Below are 19,000 nucleotides of genomic sequence, written 5' to 3'. Positions count from 1 at the left end.
TCCTCGGTGACCCGCTCAGAAGTGTTCGTTTCCGTCGCTCGCTCCGCCGACGGGATCCCGGCCCGGTCCGATGCCGGAGCCGGGGCCGGAGTCGGTGCCCCGGCCCGCGCCGCCCCGGGTGCCGGGGTCCGGGCGGCGGGGACGGCGGGGCCACGAGGGGGAGCCACCGCTGCGCGGGGCCGGGCGGCCGCCCCGTACGACGAGTTCGTGGTCACCGATTCCGGTCGGCTCGCCGATCCTGACGGGGACCTGCCCACCGCCCCGGGGACGCAGCAGCAGCTCGCCCGCGCCGTTGCGGCGCAGCACATGGGCGGCGGAGGAGCCGCTGCCGGGGATCCGGCGGAGGGTCGGCGGCGCGCCGTACGGTTCGTCGACGGCGAAGGCGAAGGCGCCGCCGGGGCTCTGCCCCCGGCGGACGGTGAGCGAGTCGTGCGACCGCTCGCCCTCGCGCAGTTCGAGCGTGAGTCCGGTGAGGTCGCGGCGGCGGCGCCGGGCCAGGAGCCGGGCGCCGATCAGGGCGCCGACGACGAGGACGAGCGCGGCCCCGCCGGCGACGGCCTTCCACCAGCGTTCCCACCAGGTCGGCGGCGCTTCCACCCGGACGTTCAGGAAGGCTCCGCGCAGGGAGCGGTCGCCGTCCGCGGGGTCCACGACGGTGACCCGGCCGCCGAGTTCACCGAAGGGCGTGCCCTTCCCGAGGGTGATGGTGAAGGGGAACCGGGTGCCGGCGTTCGGGGGTGCCGTGACGGTCGCCGGGGTGATGGCGAGTTCGGCGCCGGGCGCCTGGTCGCCCAGGGCGAGCCGCAGGGTGCGCGGCGCGGAGTCGTTGTTGGTGACGTCGAGGGTGCCGCTGACGGTGCCGCCGGGGTGCACGGCCGCACCGTCGACGGTGAGGGCGGCGGTCACGAGCGGCGCGTCGGGGGCCTTGGTGGTGCGCAGCGGACGCCGGTCGGAGGTGATCCCGGGCGCCTCCATCCGGGTGATGAGCTCCAGGGCGCCGGTGGCGCTCGCGGGGACGGTGGCCGTACCGGTGAACCGGGCGTCGCCGGCCTTGGCGTCGGGGGCCTTCCCGTCGTCGGCGAGCCGGAAGGCGACGGGCGCGAAGCCCTCGCCGGTCAGATCGGCCGCGGCCGAGAGCCCGGCGAGCTGGTGCGGGTCGGTGATGACGACTCCGCGCCGGGTCTGCATCCGTACCTCGACCTTCACCTGCTCCCCGGCGCGCGGGGACGCCGGGTCGAGGACGACGGCGGAGCGGAGCCGGCCCTGCCAGATCGCCCGGACGGCGACCTCGCGGTCTCGGTGGCCCTCCGGCGCCTCGATGTGCACCCGCCAGGCGCCGGGCAGCGGGTTCTTCACGCGCAGCGCCTCGACCGGGCCGTTCTGTCCGCTCACCTCGAAGGAGGAGCCGTCGAACTCGCCCCGGACGGGCACCTTCCGGCCTGCCGGGTCGAAGTAGGTGACCTGCACCTTCGGGTCGTGCTTGGCGACCGTGAGGGAGCCGTCGGTGGCGATGGGCGGGATGGTGACGGTCAGGTCGGCGGGCGGCTTGCCGACGGTGCCGTGGGCGATCCGGGCGCAGCGGGCGGCGGCGAAGGTCTCCTGGAGGGCCTTGTCGATCTCGGCGGAGGTGCCGACGACCCGCATGCGCGGGACGGAGCCGGGGACCTCGGAGCAGGCGCCCCGGTAGCCGCCCTCGGCCATCGCGGTGAGGGCGGCGCGGTCGATCTCGCTGCCGAAGCCGAGGGGCCAGATCTGGACGCCGGCCGCCCGGGCGCGGGCGAGTTCCTCGGTGAGCCGCTTCTCTCCGTTGGACCGGCGGCTCTCCGGGTCGGTGCCGTACTCGGGGCTGTCCTCGACGTCGAGCTTGCCGTCGGTGAGGAGGAAGACGACCTTGGGGGTGGGGGTCCGCTTCTCCGCGCCGATGCCGGAGCCGGTGCCGCTTCCCGTGCCGGAGCCGGTGCCCGCTGCGGTGAGCCGGGTGACGGCCTGGCGGATCGCCGCCGGGAAGTCGGTGCCGGGGCCCGTCCGGGCGTCGCGCCGCTCCAGCTCCTGGACGCAGTCGCTGAGCCGCTCCCGGCCCGCCGCGTCGACGACGGTGAGCGGGCAGACCTCGCGTACGGGCGACTGACCGGGCTTCTCCGAACTGCCGAAGCCGATCACGGCGGCCCGCGAACGCTCCGATATCTCTCCCTGGCTGAGCAGCGCGGCCGCCTCGGTCTCGCGTGCCAGGTCCTTGTCCGCGAGGCTCGCCGACTGGTCGACTACGACGGCGAAGTCGACGGGGTCGGGCCCGTCGGCCGGGTCGGCGGGAGCGGCGGCGGTACGGGTGACGGCCCGCGCCCCGGAACCGCCGGGGGCGCCCGCTCCGGGTGCGCCCGAGGCGGTGGTCGCCGCGAACGGGCCGGAGAGCGCGAGGAGCGCCCCGGCGAGGAGCAGGGCGCCCCCCTTGTCGGTCCACTGCATGTTCTCTCTCACCACAGTTCGCTGAAGAGGGCCAGGAGGGCGCCGAGCGCGAGCGCGCACACGCCCAGGCGCAGCCACCGGTACTTCGCCGCGAGCACGAGACCGTGCACGCTGGCCTGTTCGAGGAGCCAGCCGGTGGCGTCCGCGCCGGGTGCGGAGAGCCGCTCGCGCAGCGCGGTCTCCGACGGCCCGGCCGTCAGCTCGCGCAGAAACGTGCGGTCGGCCCCGATCCGGGTGCGCGGCAGCACCACCGAGACGAGCATCAGGACACCGGCCGTCCAGAGCACCGCCGCCACGAAGAGGAGGGCGAGCGCGGGGCCGGCGGTGGGCAGGGGACCGCGGTCTCCGGAGAACACGACCGCGAGGAACGCGAGGGCGCCGGAGAGCAGGATCGCGGCCTTGGTGTCGGCCCGGCCTATGTCCTCACGGACGGTGGCGAGCAGCCGCTCGGCCATGAACCTGAGCTCCTCGGAGGGCATGGGGGCGGGGGCCGGCGCGGAGTCCGGCCCGGGCCCCTCCGTGGGGCCGGGCCGGACCGGCTCCGGCGTGGATCCCTCCGTGGGGCCGGGCCGGACCGGCTCCGGCGTGGATCCCTCCGTGGGGTCGGGCCGGACCGGCTCCGGCGTGGATCCCTCCGTGAGGTCCGGTGCGGGGTCCGGTGCGGGACCCCGGGTGGTCGTCATTCGTCGTCCCAGTCGTCGAACTCGGAGCTGGGGCGCACCGGGCGGGCCGGCCGGCGGTTCCGGTCGGGCCGTTCGCGGTCGTACGGGTCGCCGCGGTCGTACCGGTCGTTCCGCTCGTACGCCTCGTTCCGCCCGTACGGGTCGTCGTTTTCGTACCGGTCGCGGCCGTCGTCGAAGCCCTCCTCGTGCCGGCCCCGCGCCCGGCCCCGGTCGCGGGGGTCGCCCTCGCGGCCCCTTTCGCGGGCCCTCCCGCGCTCCCGGTCCCGCTCGCGCTCGGAGCCGGACTCGACCCGGGTCGGCTCGTAGACCCGGGGGTCGCTGGGGGCGTCGCCGTGCTCCTCGTCCCAGTCGGGGCGGCTCGGCTCCGGCAGCGCGTCCTCCAGGGCGAGGCGGCGCGGCCGGCTGTCGCCCGAGGGGTTGAGCACCCGGTCGGTGATGCCGCCGAGGACACTGCCGGTCTGGGTCCGCAGATACATGAGGACCTGGTACATCTGCTCGCCGATGTCGTGCCGTTCGAGCACGCCGGTGTCCAGGAGCCGGTTGAAGACGGCCAGGTAGTCCTCCTGGCCCTCGCGCCGCTCCCGCTGGAGCTGGGTGCGGATCTCCCACTGCTTGTCGGGGTGCATCGCCATGTGGTGGGCGATCTGGGCGAGGTCGCCGCGCTGGAAGAGGGCCTCCATCTCGCGGGCGCGGTCGGCGACCAGGGTCCGGTCGGCGGCCTCCCTGCGGCGCTCCGCCTCGGCGACGCGCTCGTCGGCCTCCATGGTGACGCCGACCCTGTCCCGGCGTGAGACCTCTGCCTTGACGGCGTCGTCGAGGTCGATGAAGACGAGGACCCGGGTCCGCAGCCCGATGTCCCGGCCGAAGCTGAGGCGTCCGGCGGCGAGTTCCTCCCGTACGGCCTCGTCGGCGCGCTGCGCCTCGGTGATCCGGAACCTGCGGGAGAGCCTGCGCAGTCCGTCGAGGAGTTCGTCGTGCAGCAGCTCGGCGACGTCCTCGACCTGTTCCCTGACGACGAGGTGCGGGTCGGTCACCACCCATTGGATCTTGGCGACGGCCTCGAAGAAGACGCCGTCCCCGGCGGCCGGGAGCTGGAGGCTGAACTCCGTGACGTTGCGTCCCAGCTGGACCTCGAAGACCGTGTAAGGGGAGCCGAGCATGGGCTTGTTGACGTCCTCGGTGCGGTCCGGCCAGACCACCCGGTGCCCGCCGTTGCGGTAGAGCAGCACGGAGGCGATCCGGCCGCTCCGACGGCGGAACGGGGGCGCGTACTCGCCGAGCAGCGGCCCGCGCGGCCGCCCGCCGGACCCGGATCCGGGCCCGCCGCCGGATCCGCCGCCGGGCCCGCCGCGGGTGTCTCCGCTCCACCGCCCGCCCTGGCCCCGCACGCGTCCCCGCGCCTGTTCCTGCCCGTGGTCCAGCTCTTCCTCCGGATCCCTGTCCAGGTCCTCTTCGTCGTCGCGGCCGCCGGCGTGCCGGCCACCGCCGTTCTGTCCCTCGTACCGCTGCCCCTCGGTCCGCTGCCGTTCCCGACCGTCCCGTTCCCGGCCGTCGCGTCCCCGCTCGTCCCGTGCCCGGCCGTCGCTGCCGCGCTCGTCGCGGTCCCGGTCGTACCGGCGCGCCCGGTCGTCCGGCCGCGCGTTCCTGTTCTGCTCGGGCCCGGTCATCGGTTCGCTCCTTCCGTCACGGCGTTCCACATCCGGCGCGCCGCGCCTCTGTCCAGGGGCCGGTCACGGTCCCGGACCAGTTCGTTGAGCAAGCCCCTGAGCCGGTCGCGGTCACGGCGGTCCACCGCGAGGCGCGGCAGGAAGGCGCAGACGTGCCCGAGCGACTCCGGGTCCTTCGCGGCCCGCCGGAGCAGGCTGCCGAGCGCTTCCAGGGCCGCTTCCCCGGAGCGGGCCGTGGCGAGCGCGTGCCGCAGCAGCGAGGCCAGTTCCGAGGCGAGCTCGGGCCGGGTCGCGAGCAGGGCGACGAAGAGCGGGCGGGCCGCGTGCCCGTCGAGTTCGGGAACCTCCCGCAGCCCCCAGAGGTGGGTGGTCCGGGTGCTCAGGGCGCGGATGACGGCGAGGTGGACCAGGTTGGCGAGGTTGAGCCGGCCGTCCTCCAGCCACTGCCGGAGCCGTCGGAGGACGGGGGCGGGTTCGCCGGAGGCGAGCAGCCGCGCCACGCTGAAGGAGGCGGGCACGAGGACTTCGACGTCGGTCGCCTCGCGGGTCCTGACGACCCGGGCGAGGGCGTCGAGCGAGCCGGAGACGCTCCCGGCGGCGAGCACGTAGCCGTGGGCGAGCAGGGCGGTCCTGACCAGGGTGTCCGAGTCGGAACCGGCCCAGTTCTTGAGGACGTCGGCGACGGCGGGCCGGACGCGCGGGTCGCGCGCCGCCTCGGCGAGCGCGGTGGCGGCGGCCATCCGGGCCCTCGGCTCGTCCGTCACGGCGAGCGGCACGACCAGCTCGCGGAAGCCGTGGATCCAGTCCCAGGAGCAGAGCACCCCGGCCGCGATGGAGGCCCGCACCCACACCTCGGGGCGCGCGTCGTCGCAGAGCGAGCGCAGCCACCGGGCCACCGGGCCGCGGACGTTGTGGTAGCCGTGCCAGATCTCGCCGAGGACGGCCCCGGCGAGGGCCTGGCCCTGGAAGCGGACGGCCCGCACGGGGACCTTGGCCGGGCCGAGGTCCAGCTCGCCGTCCTCCAGGACGGCACGTGCCTGCACCGGCCGGTGCTCGGCGTGGGTGCCGAACAGGCGCCGGCCCGGCGGGTTCTCGGGGTCGAGGGTGACCGCGAGTTCCCAGGCGAGGAGTTCCGCGGCCTCGGCGGCGAGGCTGTAGGCGGAACCGTCGAAGACGGCGACGGCGATACGGAACGCCCCGGCGCTCAGGGCCGGCAGCGCCTCGGGGAGCGCGCCAGGACGGTCGGCGCCCGCGAACCACTCCCGGGCCTGGGAGCGTACGAACGAGGCGCATTCGGCGATGAGCTGCTCGTCGGTGACATCGCCGCGCCAGTGCCGGGCGAGGTGGTCGGCGAGCCGGGCGGCCTCCCTGGGCCGCAGCTCCTCCAGGCCGAGGGCGGCGACGACGTCCTGCCGTTCGGCCCGCGCCCGCGCGGCCCCGAGGGCCTCGTCGGACTCGGTGCGCAGCTGGTGCCAGAGGTGGCGGTGGAGGACCTCGTCGGCGGGCGGCGGCGCGCAGTACATCCCGTACCGGCCGCGCAGCAGCCGGTCGGCGAGCTCGCCGTTCTCGACGAGGACGACCCCGTACGCGTCCCGGCCGCGCAGCAGTTCGCCGAAGCGGTCCAGGTGCAGTTCGGAGAGTCGGGTGACGGGGCGGCGGGCGGCGGAGGGGTGCTCTCCCCGGCCGGAGCGGGGGGCGCGCGGCTCGATCTCCGCGCGTACGTCGTCGGCGAGCAGCTCGAGGAGGTGGCCGCCGCTCTCCTGGAGGACGTCCTCGGTGATCTCGTCGATGCCGTGGCGCGGGTCGAGGCGGAAGACCTTGCCGCCGGTCAGTTCGTCGAGCAGGGCGAGCGCGGTGGCCTTGCGGCCGCTGCCGGGTTCGCCGCACAGGACGAGGACCCGGTGGTCGCGGAGCCGGTCCCGCATCCGCCGGTACCCGGCGGTCGCGCAGTACACCCGGCCGAGGTGGTCGAGCGTCTCGGGCGGTACGGGTCCCTGGACGAAGTGCGAGGCGCGGTCGGAGCCGTAGAGGGCGAAGATCTGGTTGCCCTCGAAGACGGTGCCGTCGCCGTGGATGGTGGTGAGCCGGTCGGCGCCGCCGCCCGCCCAGGTGCGGACGGCCCGGCGGGCGGTGGCGGCGCCGCCGGTGTCGCTCTCGCCGCCGAGGGGGCCCCGGTCGGCGGCGGCGAAGACGCTCGGCTCGCGCGGCTGTTCGGCGGCGCCGTCGGTCCGCTCGGACGCGCCCTCCCGGTCCCGGTCACGGTCCCTGCTGTCCCGATCCCGGTCCCGGTCACGGTCCCCCCGGTCCGCGCCGCGGTCCGCCCCCCGGTCCGCGCCGCGGTCCGCCCCCCGGTCGGCGCCCCGGTCCGGCGCGTCCCCCCGGTCGCCGTGGCCGCCGTCGGGGGTGTCGTCGTGCTGTCCGGCGTCGTCCTGGTCGCTCACTCCGACTCACCCGCCCCCGGACCCGGGCCGGAGCCCGTTCCGGAACCCGGTCCCGCACCGGAGCCCGCTCCGGAGACCGAACCGGAATCCGCGGTGGATCCGGAGTCCTTGCGAATTCCGGTGAAGCCGCCGTGGATGGTGTTGCCGTGGACGTCCAGGAGATCGCCCCCCACGTTGTACGTCCGGTTCCCGTCCCGGGTGGGTGGCGTTGGGCCGTCCCCCCGCGACGGCCCAACGCCGGTCCGTGCCCCCGCGGACGACAGCCGTTCCCGCCCGGCCGCCGGCCTCCCCTCCCGCGCGCCCTCCGCCTCGGGCGGCAGCTCCCCGTCGAGCCCGATCAGCGGCGGCGCGGGCCTGCGCGGTACGTGGAACCAGGCGGCCTCGTCGGTCTCCTTGGACCGGATACGGGCCGACCGGTAGTGGTCCGGCTCGACGTACCGTCCGCCCTCGGCGACCACGTTCACGTACAGCCAGTCCGAGACGACGACCAGAAGGCTGACATCGGGGGTCTCGCTCATGATCCGCTTGGCCGGGGAGCTGTCGCAGAGCCGGGCCGCGAGATCCACCGCCCGCCCGACGATCCCGTGCCGGTCCTGGACCACGAGCCCCGCGTTCATCCCGATCCGCAGCCGCAGCGGCCTCCCCCGGCCCTTGTTGTGGGCGCGGAGGCTCTCGTACAGCGTGTCGATCCACCGTCCGACCATCAGCGTCGGCGGCACGTCGGGGCGCAGGGCGGCGAGGATGCCGTCCCCCCGGTCCTCCTGGTGGAAGGTGCCGGGCTCGACGCCGACGGAGCTGTACGCGTCGTCGAACGCGGCGTACATCGCCGCGCGCTGGTGCTTCTTCTCGGCCATGTCGAGGGTTCCGGAGCCGCAGATGTCGCCGAAGACGACGAACCGGTGGATGCCTCCCACTTCTCCGCCCACTTCCCCGTTCACTCCCGCACTGATCACTCTCGGACTCCCTGTGTGCTGCCCCGGTGCCGTTGGTGCCGTGGTGGTACGTGTCCAGACTGGCCGCGTTCCGCGACCGGCGATGTAGCCGTTTACACACCCGGCGGAGATTCGCCCGCCGGGTTTCCGCCGGGGCGTGCGCGCCCCTCCGCGAGCAGCACCAGGACCCGCATGTCGATGACGACGACGGTGCGGTTCGCGGTGCGGACCACGTCCTGCTCCCGCAGCAGGCGCAGCGCCTTGGCCACCGCCTCCCGGGTGGCTCCGATGGCCGCCGCCAGATCGTGCTGGGGCAGCGGCAGTTCGAGTACGGTCCCGGCCTCGGCCCGGCGTCCGGCGCGCTCGGCCAGTTCGACGAGCCGGGCCGCGAGGCGCTGGAGGACGGTCTCGGAGGCGAGCGCACGGCGCTCGACGTCGGCGCTGCGCAGCCGGGTGGCGAGCTGGCGCATGATCAGCGAGGTCGCGTGCGGCCGGGCGGCGAGGAAGCCCCGGAACCGGTCGCCGGAGATGGCCACCGCCTCGACCGTGCCGAGGGCGGTGACGCTGGCGCTGCGCGGGCGCCGGTCGACGGCGGCGAGGTCGCCGACGACCTCTCCGGCGCCCCGGAGGGCGAGGATGAGCCGTGATCCGCGCTCGGTGCCCACGGAGACGACGGACCAGCCGGTGAGGAGCGCGAGGACGTAGGCGCTGGTGTCGCGTTCGCGGATCATCACCTCCCCGGGTTCGTAGACGCGGCGGGCGCCCTCGGCGATCAGGGACCGGCGGTCGGCCGCCGGCAGGGCGTGGAGGAAGGAGCGGTCCTGGCCGAAGAGACTCACCGCCCGCTCATCCTCCGTACCGTCCTCGGGCCCTCCGGGGAAGACCGCGCACCGGTGATCGACCGGCGCGTTCGCGTGCGTGTTCCCACCTCATGTGACCTGTCGCGTCACACTGTTGACGCTGTGTCACGTCATGGGGTGAAGAACGCTAGAGGGTGCGACAGAAATGCGACAACGGGCACGGGGGGCGCAGGGGAGCGCCGCACGGGACACCCCTGCGCCCCCGCCGGAGCCGGGCGGAGAAGTCGCGGGGGCCTCGCGAAGACCTCGCGAAAGCCCGGCGAACAGCGCACGAAAACCCCACGGAAACGGCGCGGAGCCCCCGCCCGGGTCGTCCGGGCGGGGGCTCCGTGAGGGACCCTCGGCGTCAGAGCCTCGGGTCCACCGGCTCCGACTCCAGGGCGAGGACCGCGAAGACGGCCTCGTGGACCCGCCACAGCGGTTCCCCGTCCGCGAGGCGGTCGAGCGCCTCCAGGCCCAGGGCGTACTCCCGCAGCGCGAGCGAGCGCTTGTGGCCGAGGAAGCGCTGCCGCAGCCGCTCCAGGTTCTCCGGCCGGGTGTACTCGGGGCCGTAGATGATGCGCAGGTACTCCCGTCCGCGGACCTTCACGCCCGGCTGGCCGAGGCGGCCCTTGGCGTCCCGGACCAGGGCGGCCAGCGGCTTGACGACCATGCCCTCGCCGCCGGCTCCGGTCATCTCCAGCCACCAGTCGACTCCGGCCCGCACCGAGTCCTCGTCGCCGGTGTCGACGACGAGCCGGCGGGTGACCTGGAGCAGCCCGGTCGGGTCGTGCTCCACGAGCCGGTCGAGCCAGGCCAGCTGCTCGTCGTGCGGTACGGCCGCGAGCGAGCGCCCGCGCGCCCCCAGGAGCTGGAAGGGCGCGAACCGCACTCCCTCCAGGCCCTCGGTCGGCCAGCAGTACCTGCGGTACGCCTCGGTGAACGCCTCCGCGTCCACCGCCCGGTCCCGCTGCCGGTCGAGGAGACCGTCGATCCCCTCGACCCCGCGCGCCACCGCCTGTTCGAGGGCGGAGATCGCACCGGGGAAGACGGCCCCGGAGGCCGCGCCGACCGCCGCGTACTGTGCGCGGAGCAGCCCCGCCGACTTGAGCGACCAGGGCATCAGCTCGCCGTCGAGCAGCAGCCAGTCCGTGTCGAGCTCGTCCCAGAGCCCCGCGGCTCCGATCGCGGTGCGCAGCCGGTCGAGGACCTGCTCGGTGACGGCCCGGTCGTCGAAGAACGGGCGCCCGGTACGGGTGTGCAGCGCGCCGGTCACCCCCTCGGCGGCGTCGACGCCGAAGCGCTCACGGGCCGCGTCGGCGTCCCGGCAGACCAGGGCCACGGCCCGGGAGCCCATGTGCTTCTCCTCGCACACGACCCGTTCGACACCGTCCGCCCGGTACTGCGCGAAGGCCTCGGCCGGGTGCTCCAGGAAGCCGTCCTCCTTGGAGGTGGCGGTCGGCGCCATCGTCGGCGGCAGGTAGGTGAGCAGCCGCGGGTCGACCGCGAACCGGCTCATCACCTCCAGGGCGGCCGCCGCGTTCTCCTCGCGCACGGCGACGTTCCCGAGCTGCCGGGTCTCCACGATCCGGCGTCCGTGCACGTCCGCCAGGTCCAGGGGGCGTCCCTGGTGCCCGCCGGGCGCCTCGGTCGCGAGCGGCCGGGCCGGCTCGTACCAGACGCGCTCGGCGGGTACGTCGACGAGTTCGCGCTCCGGCCAGCGCAGCGCGGTCATCTTCCCGCCGAAGACCGCCCCGGTGTCGAGGCAGATGGTGTTGTTGATCCAGGAGGTGTTCGGTACGGGGGTGTGGCCGTAGACGACGGTGGCCCGGCCCCGGTACTCCTCCGCCCACGGGTAGCGCACGGGCAGCCCGAACTCGTCGGTCTCGCCGGTGGTGTCCCCGTACAGCGCGTGCGAACGCACCCGGCCCGAGGTGCGGCCGTGGTACTTCTCCGGCAGCCCGGCGTGGCAGACGACGAGGTCGCCGCCGTCGAGGACGTAGTGGCTGACGAGCCCCTCGATGAACTTCCCGACCTCGGCCCGGAACTCGTCGCTCTCGTGACCCAGCTGCTCGATGGTCTCGGCCAGTCCGTGCGTCTCCTGGACCTTGCGGCCCTTGAGCCAGCGGCCGAGCTTGTTCTCGTGGTTGCCGGGGACGCACAGGGCGTCGCCGGCGGCGACCATCGCCATCACCCGGCGCAGGACGCCCGGCGAGTCGGGGCCCCGGTCGACGAGGTCGCCGACGAAGACCGCCGTGCGCCCCTCGGGGTGGTGCCCGTCGACGTAGCCGAGCTCGGCGAGCAGGGTCTCCAGCTCGGAGCGGCAGCCGTGGATGTCGCCGATGATGTCGAAGGGGCCTGTGACGTGGCGCAGGTCGTTGAAGCGGCGCTCCAGGACGACCTCGGCCGCGTCGACCTCCTCGACGGACTTCAGGACGTGGACCTTGCGGAAGCCCTCGCGCTCCAGACCGCGCAGCGAGCGGCGCAGCTCGCGGCGGTGGCGCTGGATGACGTGCGCGGGCATGTCCGCGCGGTCGGGGCGCCCGGCGTTCCGGCTGCGGCAGACCTCCTCGGGCACGTCGAGGACGATCGCGATGGGCAGCACGTCGTACGACCGGGCCAGCTGGACGAGCTGACGCCGGGCCTCCTGCTGCACATTGGTCGCGTCGACTACGGCCAGCCGGCCTGCCGCGAGGCGCTTGCCGACGATGTAGTGGAGGACGTCGAAGGCGTCCTTGCTGGCCGACTGGTCGTTCTCGTCGTCGGCGACGAGCCCCCGGCAGAAGTCGGAGGACACGATCTCGGTCGGCTTGAAGTGGCGCCGCGCGAAGGTGGACTTGCCGGATCCGGTGGCGCCGACGAGCACCACGAGGGACAGGTCGGTGACGGGCAGGGTGCGGGCCGGGGTGGCGGCCGGGGGCGTGGTCTCGGCGGTCATGCCTGTTCCTCCTTCGCCGTGGTCGGGTCGGTGGTGCGGGACTTCCCGGTGGCCGGGTCGGCCGCGCGGGTGTTCCCGGTGGCCGGGGCGTGGGTGCGGGTGTTCTCGGTGGCCGGGGCGTGGGTGCGGGTGTTCTCGGTGGCCAGGGCGTGGGTGCGGGTGTTCTCGGTGGCCGGGTCCGGGGTGCGGGTGAAGACGGCCATCTGGGTGGGCGGTCCGACCTCGGGATCGTCGGGCCCGACGGGGGTGAACCCGACGCCGTACCCGTACCGCCCGGCGACCGACGCCGCCCAGCTCCGGAACTCCTCGCGGGTCCATTCGAAGCGGTGGTCGCGATGCCGTACGTGTCCGGCCGGGAGGGACTCCCAGCGCACGTTGTACTCGACGTTCGGCGTGGTCACCAGGACCGTACGCGGCCGCGCCGAGCCGAACACCGCGTACTCCAGGGCCGGCAGCCTCGGCAGGTCCAGGTGCTCGACGACCTCGCTGAGCACGGCCGCGTCGTAGCCGGTCAGCCGCTTGTCGGTGTACGCGAGCGAGCCCTGCGTCAGCTTCACCCGGGCCGCCTGCCGCTCCCCCATCCGGTCGAGCCGCAGCCGGCGCGCGGCGACGGTCAGGGCCCGGACGGACACGTCGACGCCGACGATCTCGGTGAACCGGGTGTCCTTGAGCAGCGCCTGGACCAACTGGCCCTGGCCGCAGCCCAGGTCGAGGACCCGGCTCGCCCCGGCCTCGGCCAGGGCGGCGAGGATCGCCTCCCGACGCTGCTCGGCGAGCGGCACCGGTCGCTCCTCGGTGTCCGTCGTCTCGTCGATCGCGTTGTCGACGTCGTCGACGTCCAGGCCGTCGGCCTCGGCGAGCCGCACCAGTTCGAGCCGCTCCGTCGCCTCGCGGGCGAGACCCCGGCGACGGGAGAGGTAGCGTGCCGTGATCAGATCCCGCTCGGGGTGGCCCGCGAGCCAGCCGTCACCGGCGCGCAGCAGCTTGTCGACCTCGTCGGGCGCGACCCAGTAGTGCTTGGCGTCGTCGAGGACGGGCAGCAGCACGTACAGGTGGTTGAGAGCGTCCGCGAGCCGCAGCTCGCCCTCCAGGGCCAGCCGTACGTAACGGGAGTCGCCCCACTCGGGGAACCGCCCGTCCAGTGCCACCGGCTCGGCGTCCACCGTGTCCCAGCCGAGCGGGCCGAACAGCGCGCGCACCAGGCTCGCACCACCCCTGGCGGGCAGCGCGGGGACCTCGACACGCAGCGGCAACGGCTCGGCGGCCCGCTCGGGCATCGCCTGGCACACACCGTGCAGCGCCGTCTTGAAGACCTTGGCGAGCGCGACGGCGAGCAGCGAGGACGCCGCGTAGGGCCGGTCGTTCACGTACTGCGCGAGCGCGGAGTCCGGGGCGCCGCCCCGGCCCTTGCCCTTGCCGCGGCGCACCAGCGCCACGGGGTCCACCTCCAGGAGAAGTGCCGCCGTGCACCGCTCGGCGCTCGCCTCGGGATAGAGGACGTGCGCCGTGCCGTGCGAGGTCGAGAACATCTGCGCCCGCTCGGGATGCTTGTGCAGCAGAAAGCCGAGATCGGTCGCAGGACGCTCCGGGTTGCCGGTTGTACTGATCGTCAGGAACACACATCCGAGTATGGGCCGCCCCGACCCTCCCGACCAGGCATTTTCCGGGAGGGACGGGACCCCGAGGGCCCGGCCTCGGTCCCCGTGGCCGGGGCTACCGGGCAGGGGCGCCGGCCGGAGGCGCGTCCAGGGCGGCGGCAAGGGCGGTGATCGTCGCCGGACCCACCCGGCAGCAGCCGCCGACGAGCCGGGCGCCGGAAGCGGCCCAGCCGGTGGCCCCGGCCGGATCGAAGGCGACGTCCCCGCGCCAGCCCCGCGCACGGGCGTCCCACCGTTCCCCGCTGTTGGGGTAGACCACGGCCGGTCTCCCGGTCACCTCGGCGGCGAGCTCCACGGCGGGCCCGGCCTCCGAGGGGTCGCAGCAGTTGACCCCGACGGCGACGACCTGGTCGTTCCCCGCGGCGATCGCGAAGGCCTCCGCCAGGTCCTGCCCGGCCCGGGTCCGCCCTCCCTCGACGGTGTACGAGAGCCACACGGGCACCCCGCATCCCTCGGCAGCCCGCAGCAGCGCCTCCGCCTCCACCGCGTCGGGAACGGTCTCCAGGGCCAGGACGTCCGGCTCCGCCGCGGCGAGCGCCTCGATCCGGGGCCGGTGGAACGCCGCGAGCTCCCGTACGGACAGTCCGTACCGTCCCCGGTACTCGCTCCCGTCCGCGAGCATCGCGCCGTACGGCCCCACGGACGCGGCGACCCAGACCGGCTCCTCCACTGCTCCGGCCGCCGTCCGGGCGAGCGTCACGCTCCGCGCGAGGAGCCGCGCCGCCTCGTCCCGGCCCACGCCCCGCCGGGCGAAGCCCTCGAAGGTGGCCTGGTAGCCGGCGGTGATGAGCACCCGGGCTCCGGCCCTCACGTACGCCGCGTGAGCCGCCTCGATCTGCTCGGGTCCGTCGGCGAGGAGCCGCGCGGACCAGAGCGCGTCCGAGAGGTCGCAGCCCTGCGCCTCCAGTTGGTTGGACAGCCCGCCGTCGAGGACGAGCGCGCCCTCCCCGAGGGCTTCGGCAAGCGTACGGACCGGCTTCATCGGATCGCCCCGCTCATGCCAGTTGCGACTGGACCTGCGCGGAGATCAGCTCCAGGTGGTCCAGGTCGTCCAGATCGAGGACCTGGAGGTAGACGCGGGAGGCGCCGATGGCCGCGTACCGCCCGATCTTGTCGACGACCTCGGCGGGCGAACCCGCGAGACCGTTCGCCTTCAGTTCGTCCACGTCCCGCCCGATGGCGGCGGCCCGGCGGGCCACCTCGGCGTCGTCCCTGCCGACGCAGACGACCAGGGCGTTCGAGTACACCAGGTCGTCGGGCGCCCGGCCGGCCTCCTCGGCGGCGGCCCGGACCCGGCCGAACTGCCGCTCGCTGTCCTCCAGGGAGGCGAACGGGATGTTGAACTCGTCCGCGTACCGCGCGGCCAGGCGCGGCGTGCGGCTCGCGCCGTGTCCGCCGATCAGCACCGGGATCCTGTCCTGGGCGGGCTTGGGCAGCGCGGGAGAGTCGCTGAGCCGGTAGAACTCCCCTTCGTGGCTGAAGGTCTTGCCGACCTCGGTCTCCCACAGTCCGGTGACGATGGCCAGCTGCTCCTCGAGCCGGCCGAACTTCTCCTTCGGGAACGGGATGCCGTAGGCCTTGTGTTCCTCCTCGAACCAGCCCGCGCCGAGCCCGAGTTCGATCCGCCCGCCGGACATCCGGTCCACCTGGGCGACCTGGATGGCGAGCACGCCGGGGAGCCGGAAGGTCCCGGCCGTCATCAGCGTGCCGAGACGGATCCGCTTGGTCTCCCGGGCGAGCCCGGCCAGGGTGATCCAGGCGTCGGTCGGCCCGGGGAGCCCGTCGCCCGAGCCCATGCTGAGGTAGTGGTCGGAACGAAAAAATGCGTCGAATCCGAGCTCCTCGGTGGCCCGTGCCACCGTGAGGAGGGTGTCGTAGTCGGCCCCCTGCTGGGGTTCGGTGAAGATGCGAAGATCCATGCCTCCATCCTGCACCGTCGGGTGCGTGTCAACCTCTCCGTCAGCTCCTCGGGCGCCCCGGCACGGTCGGGTGAATATCCCGCCCCCTGGCGGGCCGCGTCCGCCCCGGCCAGTGACCGGGGCCCGGCACCCGTCGTTGGCTCGGGCGGAGCCGGACCGCCCGGCCCGCGCGCCGGCGGCCGCTGCCGGTGCGTCGCTCTCTCTCGTGGCCCCGTCCTCGGCGGCGGGGTCCGGGCCGAGGAGGCCCCATGTCCCAGGAAGCCGCGCCGGAGCGGGCCGTGCCCGAGCAGCCGGTGACGCCGTCCGTGCCCGAGCAGAAGGGCGCCGGCGCCCCCAAGGGCCTGCTCCAGCAGATGGAGGAACTGATGGCGGCGCTCTCCGCCGACCTGAATCAGCTGGACGCCGACCTCCAGTCCACGGCCGACCGCCACGAGCAGGACCAGACCGCCCGCGACGCCCGCGAGCCCCACCGGCCTTAGGGTCCGCCCGGCTTCCCGGCGGTCCGCCTTCCCCGGTGATCCGCCTTCCCCACCGGTCGCCGCACGCCGCTCGTCATCTGCCCCGCCCGGGGCCCGCGCGGCCTCGGGCGGGGTCGGGCGGGCGGGCCCGCTCCCCGTCCCGCACGGCGAGGCGCCGCAGCATCCCGCGGACCCGGTCGCTCGACTCGTCGGCGGCGTCGATGGCCTCGATGCACTGCCAGTACAGCCCTTCGTCGTCGGTGGCGCAGGCCACGCCCACCAGCGCGATCCCCACCTCCCCGAGCAACTCCCCGAGCTCGGTCAACGCCCCGTGCGGGTCCGCCACTTCGGTCAACTGGGCCGCACGCGGCCCGTCCGATCCCCACGCCGGGAACTCCCCGATCTCGCTCAGTCCCCGTGCCTCGCCGCGCAACTCCTGCGGTCCGCAGAGCGCGAGACGGTTCCCTATCGCCTGGGCGAGCGCCTGCGCCTGCCAGGCCTCGGCCACGATGCCCTGTGCCGATCCGCTCTCCGCCAGCGCGTGCCGGCCGAGCGCGATGAGTCGCTCCGCTTCCATCAACGCCGCCCCCGTTCGTACGACTTATCTGCCCACTCAGTCCACTACCCAGAGTGAGGCGGCCTGAGCCCCCACACCAGAGGAATTCGGAAATCTGTGGACAGGAGGCCTGAGGGGGAAAAGTCGATCACTCCGAAGAGTGACGGTCCTTGAGTGAATGCCCCTCCGCGCCCCCTTCCGCGCCCCCTGCGCCTCCCTCGTCCTCTCCTTCAGCTCCTCCACCCCGCCTCCGAACGGGAAACCGGACCTCGTTCCGGTCGATCTTGGCCGCGAGCGCGGACAGCGGATCGACTCCGAGCACCCCGCAGAACTGGAGCAGATAGGCGAGTACGTCGGCCACCTCGTCGGCGACCCGGTGCGCCGACCTCGGGTCGTCCATCACCCGCTCCGCCTGCTCGGGCGTCAACCACTGGAAGATCTCCAGGAGTTCGGCCGCCTCCACACTCAGGGCCGCCGCCAGGTTCTTGGGCGTGTGGTAGGGCTGCCAGTCCCGGGCCGCCGCGAACTCGGCCAGCCTGTGCTGCAGTCCCGCTACGTCGTTGTCCGTCACGCGCTCAGGTCTACCACCGTCACCCCGGGCGTCCGGCGTGTCTCGGCCGCCGTCCGGTCCCCGACGGTTCCGGCGACCCGGATGTGCCCGTCGGCGGCGATGCCCGCGGCGAGCCGGAGCAGTTCACCCGTCTGCCGGCCGTCCAGCCCGCGGTCGAGGCCGTCGGCGAGCAGTGTCAGGGACTGCATGGCGTCGGGCACCTCGGCGATCCGGTCCATCGCGAGGACGCCGGGGCCGGTGAGCAGGGTGAGCGCGAGGGCCAGATAGCGCAGCTCCCCGTCCCCGAGGCGGCCGAGCGGGGTCGCGGGCCTGCCGCCCCGTTCGAGGACCGCCCGGACCGTCCCCTCCGGCAGCCCCTGCACCCCGAGCCCGGTGACGGGCCCCGCGCAGCCCGCTCCCGCCACGGCCGCGAGGCGGTGGTGGCGGCGCGGGCAGTCGGTGTGGGTGCGGTGCAGGACCTCGGCGAGGTTGCCGCAGTCGCGCCGCAGCCGCCCCTCGCCCGGAAGCACCGGCGCCCGCATCCGCTCGGGACGGGGATCGCAGGCGAAGGCGGACCTGAGGCCGATGACCACCTGCTCGGCGGCGGCCAGGACCTCCAGCTGTCCCGGGGTCTTGCCCGCGACCCTCAGCGGCAGCAGGGCCGTACCGAGGAGGTCGTCGGGGAGCGGTGCCCGGGTGACGGGGGTGGTTCCGGCGGTGTGCCACTCGGCCTGGACGGTGCTGCGGCCCGGGTCGCGCAGCGCGGTGGCGAGGAGGGTGCGGCCGCGGCCGGTGAGCCGCTCACCGACGATCCGGAGGCGGGGTTCGGCCTGGACGGCGAGGTCCAGGTGGACGGGGCCCTCGGGGCCGTCGACCGTGCACCCGATCCGGAACCCGCGCCTGCCCTGGGCGTCGGGCCGGGCCCGCTCGGGGACGCAGTCGGCCGCGTCGGGGAAGACCTCGTCGAGGGGGTCCCCCGCGCCGAGCCGGGCCAGTGCCTCGTACGCGCGCAGGGCGGTGGACTTGCCGCTGCCGCTGGGTCCGGCGAAGAGGGTGACGGGTCCCAGCGTGTGCACGGCGGAGCGGTGACCGGCGAACGCGGAGAGCCGCAGTTCGGTGACGGCGGGCCGGGCCCGGAGTCTCCCGCCTCCTCCCCCGGCGGCGGACCCGCCCCGGGGTGCCCGCCGGGACAGGCCGCCCTCCGACATCACCGGGCCCCGCGCCTCGGGGACGGAGACACGCGGACCGGACCCACCGGCTCGGGGAGGGACCGCGCCGGAGGGGGAACCGGGAGACGGCGCCCCCGGGGAAGGAGCCACGGGGGGAGGAACGACAGGGGAGGAGTGGTCGAGCGTGAAGCCACCGGTGAGGTCCATGCCCGGACCGTACGCAGATCATTCCCTGACGAACCGTTACGGCGAGATGACCTTCCTACGATCGGGGGACGCAGGCCGACCGGCCGCCCACGACACCCTCCTCGTCCTCACCCTCCGCGCCCTCGACCTCCGTACCGGCCGGGGCGAGGAGAAAGACGTTCCGGTCGACGCGGTGCATCCCGCTCCCGAGACCGAAGACCACACCACTGCTGAAGTCGAGGATGCGCTTGGCGACCTCGGTGTCGGCGCTCGTCAGATCGAGGAGCACCGGGATCTGCGCGACGAGGTACTCGGCGACCTCTCGGGCGTCGGCGAACACCTGCACGCGGAGCACGACCATGCGGCGCTGCTCGGCGGTTTCGTACTGCTCGGGGATCGTGCGGTGGTCGACCCTGGACGGCCATTCGTCACGGCCGCGCAGGGGCACGACCTGGGCGAGGCCCTCCCACTGCTCGTCGGTGACGTCGTACCTCTCGTACCTACTCATGGACCCATCCTCCCGCTCCTCACCCGTTCGGCC

General features: G+C 74.6%; 15 protein-coding genes. 1 reads left to right on the top strand and 14 read right to left on the bottom strand.

Annotated elements, in window-relative coordinates:
- Positions 1–15 precede the first annotated feature (15 nt).
- The 10 genes from ACH4MY_RS23525 to ACH4MY_RS23480 form a co-directional block, all read right to left on the bottom strand.
- Complete coding sequence (locus tag ACH4MY_RS23525; RefSeq protein WP_398005688.1) at positions 16–2,463, bottom strand: VWA domain-containing protein; 2,448 nt, start codon at positions 2,461–2,463, stop codon at positions 16–18.
- An 8-nt stretch (positions 2,464–2,471) separates the two neighbouring features.
- A complete protein-coding gene (locus ACH4MY_RS23520) occupies positions 2,472–3,146 on the bottom strand; it encodes a Pycsar system effector family protein (protein WP_398005687.1) in 675 nt (224 codons plus the stop codon).
- Positions 3,143–4,813 carry a hypothetical protein gene (locus ACH4MY_RS23515; RefSeq protein WP_398005686.1) on the bottom strand — a complete coding sequence of 557 codons (1,671 nt, stop codon included), beginning with the start codon at positions 4,811–4,813 and terminating at the stop codon, positions 3,143–3,145. The genes ACH4MY_RS23520 and ACH4MY_RS23515 overlap by 4 nt, the downstream gene beginning before the upstream one ends.
- A complete protein-coding gene (locus ACH4MY_RS23510) occupies positions 4,810–7,254 on the bottom strand; it encodes a hypothetical protein (RefSeq protein ID WP_398005685.1) in 2,445 nt (814 codons plus the stop codon). The genes ACH4MY_RS23515 and ACH4MY_RS23510 overlap by 4 nt, the downstream gene beginning before the upstream one ends.
- Positions 7,251–8,192 (bottom strand): hypothetical protein, encoded by a 942-nt coding sequence (locus tag ACH4MY_RS23505; protein ID WP_398005684.1) that lies wholly within the window; start codon positions 8,190–8,192, stop codon positions 7,251–7,253. The genes ACH4MY_RS23510 and ACH4MY_RS23505 overlap by 4 nt, the downstream gene beginning before the upstream one ends.
- Before the next feature lie 107 nt (positions 8,193–8,299).
- A complete protein-coding gene (locus ACH4MY_RS23500; protein WP_398005683.1) occupies positions 8,300–9,025 on the bottom strand; it encodes a Crp/Fnr family transcriptional regulator in 726 nt (241 codons plus the stop codon).
- Between the two features lie 367 nt (positions 9,026–9,392).
- On the bottom strand, positions 9,393–11,963 hold the full coding sequence (locus ACH4MY_RS23495; protein ID WP_398005682.1) for a polynucleotide kinase-phosphatase: 2,571 nt from the start codon (positions 11,961–11,963) through the stop codon (positions 9,393–9,395).
- Entirely contained in the window at positions 11,960–13,582 is a 1,623-nt protein-coding gene (locus tag ACH4MY_RS23490; RefSeq protein WP_398005681.1) for a 3' terminal RNA ribose 2'-O-methyltransferase Hen1, read from the bottom strand. Before ACH4MY_RS23490 ends, ACH4MY_RS23495 begins: the two co-directional genes overlap by 4 nt.
- A gap of 94 nt (positions 13,583–13,676) precedes the next feature.
- Positions 13,677–14,603 carry a homocysteine S-methyltransferase gene (gene mmuM / locus ACH4MY_RS23485; protein ID WP_398005680.1) on the bottom strand — a complete coding sequence of 309 codons (927 nt, stop codon included), beginning with the start codon at positions 14,601–14,603 and terminating at the stop codon, positions 13,677–13,679.
- A gap of 13 nt (positions 14,604–14,616) precedes the next feature.
- Positions 14,617–15,540 (bottom strand): LLM class F420-dependent oxidoreductase, encoded by a 924-nt coding sequence (locus ACH4MY_RS23480; protein ID WP_398005679.1) that lies wholly within the window; start codon positions 15,538–15,540, stop codon positions 14,617–14,619.
- Between the two features lie 248 nt (positions 15,541–15,788).
- Here ACH4MY_RS23480 and ACH4MY_RS23475 point away from each other — a divergent pair, with 248 nt between their 5' ends.
- Positions 15,789–16,019, top strand: coding sequence for a hypothetical protein (locus ACH4MY_RS23475; protein WP_398005678.1), 231 nt, complete (start codon positions 15,789–15,791; stop codon positions 16,017–16,019).
- Between the two features lie 73 nt (positions 16,020–16,092).
- On the opposite strand, the gene ACH4MY_RS23470 is transcribed toward ACH4MY_RS23475, so the two are convergent.
- The 4 genes from ACH4MY_RS23470 to ACH4MY_RS23455 all read right to left on the bottom strand — a co-directional run bounded on the left by ACH4MY_RS23470 (position 16,093) and on the right by ACH4MY_RS23455 (position 18,967).
- Positions 16,093–16,575, bottom strand: coding sequence for a DUF6099 family protein (locus ACH4MY_RS23470; RefSeq protein WP_398005677.1), 483 nt, complete (start codon positions 16,573–16,575; stop codon positions 16,093–16,095).
- Between the two features lie 127 nt (positions 16,576–16,702).
- Positions 16,703–17,125, bottom strand: coding sequence for a nucleotide pyrophosphohydrolase (locus tag ACH4MY_RS23465; protein WP_398005676.1), 423 nt, complete (start codon positions 17,123–17,125; stop codon positions 16,703–16,705).
- Positions 17,122–18,312 carry an ATP-binding protein gene (locus ACH4MY_RS23460; RefSeq protein WP_398005831.1) on the bottom strand — a complete coding sequence of 397 codons (1,191 nt, stop codon included), beginning with the start codon at positions 18,310–18,312 and terminating at the stop codon, positions 17,122–17,124. The genes ACH4MY_RS23465 and ACH4MY_RS23460 overlap by 4 nt, the downstream gene beginning before the upstream one ends.
- 223 nt (positions 18,313–18,535) lie before the next feature.
- On the bottom strand, positions 18,536–18,967 hold the full coding sequence (locus tag ACH4MY_RS23455; RefSeq protein ID WP_398005675.1) for a cell division protein SepF: 432 nt from the start codon (positions 18,965–18,967) through the stop codon (positions 18,536–18,538).
- Positions 18,968–19,000: the final 33 nt, after the last annotated feature.

Source organism: Streptomyces sp. NPDC017246 (assembly GCF_044331325.1).
Lineage (GTDB): Bacteria > Actinomycetota > Actinomycetes > Streptomycetales > Streptomycetaceae > Streptomyces.
The sequence above is the reverse complement of the archived record's forward strand: the minus strand, read 5'-3'. Positions and strand labels throughout refer to the sequence as shown.